We start from the raw sequence: 4,360 nt of genomic DNA, 5'->3' as shown, positions 1-4,360 counted from the left end.
GGGGAAATATTCTGATTAGAGGGCTGTCGCCTCCTGTCGGCAGTATAAAATTTGAGCTGGTAGGGCGGGACGCGCCCAAACCGGAGTTGCAGAACTCCTACGCCTGTGGAGATTGTGTAAGACCTTTCAACTGCGAAAGGCTGTGGTCTGCGAAGCAGGAAGCCCCAGGCTTTAGCCGTGGGGAGCTGTCACGGTTCCACGCTGGTCCTGGACAACCTGGGCGGTGCGGACCAGTCGGGCTACTCCGGGTTCAAAGGTGTAGTGAACCGGCACTGGGGCAGCATTATTTCGTCGGCGTTGTTGGTGTCGCTCTTGGGAGCCGGTGTTGAGATTGCCGCCCCTACGAGCAATGGTGACCGCGACAAGGAAGACCCGCGCTCCATCCTGGCGGAGAACGCGGCCAGTGCCGTTGCAGAGGCTATGTCTCAGATCATTCAGCGGGAGGTCAACCGGCAGCCGACCATTAAGATAAAGCCAGGCTACCGCTTTATGATCTTTGTTCAGAGGGATATCCTTTTCCCAGCAGCGTGGCGGTAGAATAGTACTGAGAGTAGCCCTTTGAAACGGAGGAATGCACAAATGTTGTTGCCGAAGGATTTCGTGTCCACGATGTCGGATGAGGACAAGGACAAGATCATGGATGAAGCGGATGCTCTGGATGAGCGTGGGGAGAAGGAAGCTGCTAATTGCTTGAGAAATACCATACCTATGAATCCTATTTTGGCAGATGGAATGAAGAAAGTGGGGGGCATACAAAAACTAAAGGATTTGGGGTTTAACCTCAATGACGCTGTGAAGCTGTTCGGTGAGGGGTGGTTGAATGGGTGAGCTTAACAAGCTGTATCAGGCCATATCGAATTTTTCAGAGGCAAAAGAGCGACTGGATCGCACTCCTCGCAAGAAGTTCACCATTGCCGCGCTTCAGAACACCACCACCACATTGCGAGACGTTGCCGGTTTCGGCAACGTCTCCGATATGTTGGATGCCGAACAGCTCTGCATCAACCTCGAAAAGGCGCTCTACGCAAACACGCCGGACGATGAGGCACGGTACGACAAGCAGATCGTCGAGAATATGGCCATTCGCGGTTCTCTGGACGACATCTTGGACGTAAAGGGATATCAGGCCCACTTCGAGCGCCTTAAAGTTCTAGGCGTAAACCCGGATAACCTGCCTAAAGGCGAGCCCTTTGAGACCAACTGCAACCGGCAGATCAAGTACCTCGGCAGTGCGAAAAACGGCTTCAGCGAGCCAGAGGAGAAGGACTTTTTTGCGGCACGGCAGGAGAACCTTCGTGCCGTCATCCTCATCTGCCGAGAACGCCAACGCGAGGCATTGATGCCCGAAGCCGTGTCCAGCGAGCTTGCCGGTATGATCACGGAGGACACCGGCGTCCAGGAGCCAACGATAAACCTCCATCCCTACACCAAAGGCCAGTGGTTCACCGGCAAGATCATTCACACAGACGCAGCACACGGCAGGTGTATCCAGCAAACCGCCTCCAGGCTCTTCACCGTTCACAGGCTTGAGAAGCTGGAAACAGTGCCGGAACAGGGGCAGGACCTGAAGATCACCTACTCCAAGGACGGTGCTAAGGCAAAGCTGGACCCCATTGTACAGAAGCAGTCCAGGTCGCTGCACCGATAGAGACAGGGGAGATATTGATGCGTCTTTTCATAGCGGAGAAACCGAGCCTGGCCCGTGCGATCGCCGCCGTGCTGCCTCAACCGCAGAGGGCCTCAAGGCTCTACATTGAGGCCGGAAACGACGTCGTGGCATGGGCTGCAGGTCATCTCCTGGAACAGGCGATGCCAGAGCAATACGACGAGAAGTACAAGCGCTGGAACCTGGCTGACCTGCCCATCATTCCGGAGGAATGGAAGATGCTGGTCAAGAAGGAGAGCAGGGACCTCTTCGACAACCTCAAGACCCTGCTCAAGAAGGCGGATTCTGTCGTCAACGCGGGGGATTGCGACCGTGAAGGGCAACTGCTCATCGACGAGATTCTGGAGCACTGCAAGTACAAAGGCCCCGTGCAGCGCATCCTCATCAGCGACACGAACCCGGATGCCGTGAAAAAGGCCCTGGCCGAGCTCAAGCCCAACGAAGACTTCCGAGGTGACCGCGACGCCGCACGGGCGCGCAGTCAGGCAGACTGGCTGCACGGCATGAACATGACGCGGCTCTACACCAAGCTCGCGGAGAAGAACGGCTACGATGGAGGTCCGCTCCGGATAGGTCGGGTCAAGACGCCCGTCACGGCGCTGGTGGTGCGCCGTGACCTTGAGATTGAGTCCTTTGTCCCCAAGCCTTATTGGACCCTTCAGGCGCAAATACAGGTTAAGGAAGGAGCCTTCTGGGCAGGCTGGAGGCCGAAGGAGGAGCAGACCGGCCTTGATGAGGAAGGACGCCTGGTCGATAAGGCGACAGGCGAGGAACTGGCGTCGCGGCTCAAGGGCAAGCCGGCTGTTATAACGAAGTACGAGAGCAAAAAGCAGAGCGTTAAGCCGCCGCTGGGGTACTCGCTGCCGAAGCTCCAGATGGCGGCTTCGAGGAAACACGACCTGTCCCCCTCCCGTGTCCTGGAGGTCTGCCAGAAGCTCTACGAGCAGGGGGTCCTCACGTATCCGCGCTCCGACTGCGAGTACCTGCCGGAGGGGCACCAGGACGAAGCGGAGAAGGTCTTGGCGGTGATCGATGCCCTGTCCTCCCTGAAGCGCCCTGATGAGCTTAACACGGCCCGGAAGACACCCGTCTTTAACGGCAAGAAGGTGGAGGAGCACCACGCAATCATCCCTTCCGCGTCCTGCAGGGCGTCGAAACCGCTGGAGGGGGACGAGCCCCTGATCTTTGAGCTTGTCGCCCGTCGCTACCTCGTCTTTTTCATGCCCGACCATGAGTATATGCAGACCAGCATCACTGCTGAGGTGGAGGGAGAGACGTTCGTCGCTTCCGGCCGCCGGGTGCTGGCGGAGGGCTGGAAGGCAGTTGAGAGGAACGACGAGCCGGAAAAGAATGATGACAAGGAGGACCGAGAGGAAGAGCAGGCTGCCCTTCCGGTCGTGAGCGAAGGGGAGAAGGGAGAATGTCGCGATACGAAGCTCCAGGAGAAGCAGACGAAGGCTCCGGCACGGTTTACTGAGGCCAGCCTGCTCAGGGCGATGAACGAGGTCCACAAGTTTGTCGCCGATCCGAAGGTCAAGAAGATTCTCCGCGAAACGGACGGGATCGGGACGGCGGCGACGCAGGCGGGCATCCTGAAGGACCTCATCACGTTCGGCCAGCTTCAAAAGCAGAAGAAGCAACTGATCTCCACTCCCGCTGCCCGCAGCCTGATTCAGGCTTTGCCGGAGGCGATAACTCTGCCGGACCTCACCGCGCTCTGGGAGACGAAGTTTCGTGCCATTAAGGAAGGGACGCTCTCCATTGAGGACATGATGGAGCAGATGGCGACGACGATTCGGGAGAGCATTGCCCAGGCGGGCTCCGTTTCTGTGCAGGGCAGTGGGGAGAAGAAGCCTGTAAAGGCCACGAAGAAGACGGCTCCCAAGGCCGGAAAAGGCGACGTGAAGTGCCCAAAGTGTGGAGCAAAGATGGTCTTGAGGAACGGGAAGAACGGTCCCTTCTGGGGCTGCGGCAACTACCCGACGTGCCGTGCGACCGCGGACGACGACGGCGGAAAACCCGTGTTCAAAAAACAGCATTAGCAAGAGAGGAGATCGTACTCATGCAGAAGTTTCGCGGAAAGGATATAGCGGTTTTTGTCCTGGTGCTGGGCATTTTAGCTGCCGGAGTGTATTCCCTGATAGGCAGCGGCGGCTCGTCCATCAACACGCCGGCCATTGCCTCGATGACGCCGGAGGAGCTCGCCGCGGAGAATGAGATGCTGACGAAGCAGGCTCATGATGCTTCGATGGAGTTGCAGATGATAGCCGCTGGTGGCTCGAAGTCTGCGAACATGTGGGTTGAAAAATACTGCAAAGACAGAAAAGATGCGCCTCTACCGGAGGACCCGGCCGCAGCTAACATTGAGCTGAAAGCCCGTGTACGCGAGGCACGAACTGTCTTTGAGGAACTTCAGGCAGAGCAGAGGAAGGAAATGCACTGGCTGACACAGTATTACGCTGAGGAGAACGAGCAGACGCTTGAGAAACTCGGTATTCAGAGCCACAAACTGTTATGAAGTGCCCGAAGTCAAGAGGGAAAGAGGGAAAAAGAACTTAACAAGCGGCACGTTATTTCATTCCTGACGGCACCCTGGAAAAGCCCCGACTTGCAAGTTCCGGCATTGGCCACTCTGTTATTCGTGGATCAGGATTGCTCCTGCCTACAGGCTAATGGTCCGCCGTGAGCCCTGTG

Annotated in this window: 5 protein-coding genes; all 5 read left to right on the top strand. The window is 57.3% G+C overall.

Annotated elements, in window-relative coordinates; genetic code table 11:
• The first annotated feature begins 177 nt into the window (after positions 1-177).
• The 5 genes from SY1_RS05480 to SY1_RS05460 all read left to right on the top strand — a co-directional run bounded on the left by SY1_RS05480 (position 178) and on the right by SY1_RS05460 (position 4,184).
• Positions 178-537: a TraB/TrbI/VirB10 family type IV secretion system protein gene (locus SY1_RS05480; RefSeq protein WP_208872986.1), complete on the top strand. Its 360-nt coding sequence runs from the start codon at positions 178-180 to the stop codon at positions 535-537.
• Between the two features lie 72 nt (positions 538-609).
• The gene (locus SY1_RS05475; RefSeq protein WP_243440593.1) at positions 610-828 is read left to right on the top strand and encodes a hypothetical protein; all 219 of its coding nucleotides are present in this window, start codon (positions 610-612) and stop codon (positions 826-828) included.
• On the top strand, positions 821-1,648 hold the full coding sequence (locus SY1_RS05470) for a KfrB domain-containing protein (protein WP_015556424.1): 828 nt from the start codon (positions 821-823) through the stop codon (positions 1,646-1,648). Before SY1_RS05475 ends, SY1_RS05470 begins: the two co-directional genes overlap by 8 nt.
• Positions 1,649-1,665: 17 nt before the next feature.
• Positions 1,666-3,708: a DNA topoisomerase 3 gene (locus tag SY1_RS05465; protein WP_015556423.1), complete on the top strand. Its 2,043-nt coding sequence runs from the start codon at positions 1,666-1,668 to the stop codon at positions 3,706-3,708.
• A 20-nt stretch (positions 3,709-3,728) separates the two neighbouring features.
• Positions 3,729-4,184, top strand: a complete 456-nt coding sequence (locus tag SY1_RS05460; RefSeq protein ID WP_015556422.1) for a hypothetical protein — start codon at positions 3,729-3,731, stop codon at positions 4,182-4,184.
• Positions 4,185-4,360 lie beyond the last annotated feature (176 nt).

It is taken from the genome of Fretibacterium fastidiosum, assembly GCF_000210715.1.
GTDB lineage: Bacteria > Synergistota > Synergistia > Synergistales > Aminobacteriaceae > Fretibacterium > Fretibacterium fastidiosum.
Note: the sequence above shows the minus strand (reverse complement) of the source record. Positions and strands in the feature narration are given on the sequence as shown.

Excerpts from the sequence above, each read along its gene's own strand:
- SY1_RS05475 (WP_243440593.1), top strand. The coding sequence starts at position 610 with ATGTCGGATGAGGACAAGGACAAGATCATGGATGAAGCGGATGCTCTG.
- SY1_RS05470 (WP_015556424.1), top strand. The coding sequence starts at position 821 with ATGGGTGAGCTTAACAAGCTGTATCAGGCCATATCGAATTTTTCAGAG.
- SY1_RS05465 (WP_015556423.1), top strand. The coding sequence starts at position 1,666 with ATGCGTCTTTTCATAGCGGAGAAACCGAGCCTGGCCCGTGCGATCGCC.
- SY1_RS05460 (WP_015556422.1), top strand. The coding sequence starts at position 3,729 with ATGCAGAAGTTTCGCGGAAAGGATATAGCGGTTTTTGTCCTGGTGCTG.